The organism is Chryseobacterium sp. RLHN22 (genome assembly GCF_051011795.1).
GTDB classification, from domain to species: Bacteria; Bacteroidota; Bacteroidia; order Flavobacteriales; family Weeksellaceae; genus Chryseobacterium; species Chryseobacterium zhengzhouense.
Genome location: NZ_JBPCHW010000054.1, coordinates 1 through 1,474, shown reverse-complemented (window position 1 = coordinate 1,474; position 1,474 = coordinate 1). Strand labels below are relative to the sequence as shown.

At 31.4% G+C, this 1,474-nt stretch carries 1 rRNA gene; it reads left to right on the top strand.

Annotation, left to right across the window (positions count from 1 at the left end):
* Positions 1–84: ribosomal RNA gene (gene rrf, locus ACR1PN_RS20440) — 5S ribosomal RNA — on the top strand; the annotation flags it as partial.
* Positions 85–1,474: the final 1,390 nt, after the last annotated feature.

Here is a 1,474-nt window from a genome sequence, read left to right as displayed (position 1 = left end):
CACCTGTTCCCATTCCGAACACAGAAGTTAAGCCCACCAGCGCCGATGGTACTGCGAAAGCGGGAGAGTAGGTCGCCGCCAGTTTTTATTTAAAGTCTCATAGATTATTCTATGAGACTTTTTTTTGTTTTATATCAACATCAAATTATTTTTGAATAAGCAATAAGCAATAAGCAATAAGCAATGAATAATAAGGGGGCTCCGGAGTAGCGAGCTGTTAATAGCATTACAATGTGGTGCAGAGAGATCATGAGCCCCGTAGGGTGGTCTGCTAATCACAGAAGATAGTTTTGTATCATTACGACAACCGAAGTCGTCTGTTCTGAGCTTATCGAAGTACAGCCATCTCATTTAATTAATGTAAGCAAATTGCTTTTTTAAAATATCTTTGAGATTTTCCTTAAATATGACTTAAGATCTTAAATCTTATTAATGGTTAATATAGTATTCATTTTTATATTTTAAGCGCCAGTCTGGATCCTCCAGAGGACAAACTGTATAGAGATCAATAAGGAAAGAAAATAAGATTTAAAATAAAATTTGCGCTCTTTGCAAAATCTACGAGAGATTATCAGAATAATATATATCCCTGTATTTTATTTAAAAAGTAGAATTACTTTTAAAGAATCAGGTCCGCCGATTATTTTACGTCTCTTGTAGTCAATTTAAAATTATAAAAAAATTAATCAAAAATATTTGAATTTTTTTGGAAGTTCTCTATATGCTTTAATTTTGCTAAAACACTAAAACACTAAAACACTAAAACACTAAAACACTAAAACACTAAAACACTAAAACACTAAAACACTAAAACACTAAAATACTATTTCATCAATGTGGATAAGTGTTAACAATCTTTTAATCTAAAAACATATCAATAAGTTAGACATCAAAGTTTCCCACAAAATGCTTTCAATATAAATTTTACATTAAATAAATTAGGATTGTATAGGTAAAAGTTTCTACTTTTGCCGCACTGAAAAACGAGAGATATTCAGTAAGCGCAGAAGAGCTTTTAGATAAGTAGATAACATTAAGGAATCACTTTTATTAGAGATGGGATTATAAATATAACGCATCATCATATAATAAAGAAACAAATCGAAAAAAACTTTTAATTTTCAGAAATAAAAGTTGCGAGGTTAAAAAAGTTTTGTATCTTTGCAGTCCGGTAAAACGGGGGCAGGAGTGAGATTGACAAAATGAAAACAAAGGATTTAAGGCCATCAAAAAACTTTAAAAAATCTTTAAAAACATTTGGTCAATAAAAAATAAGTTATTACTTTTGCACTCGCAAATACGGGGTGACACTGACAGAAAGATTGTCCCGTTAAAAAGCGAAAGAACGAAGATCATTGACATACAATATAACAACCAAGTAAGGAAAAACTAAAGCGTTAAAAAACTTTGAGTGAGTCAAGAACAAACATACAATGGAGAGTTTGATCCTGGCTCAGGATGAACGCTAGCGGGA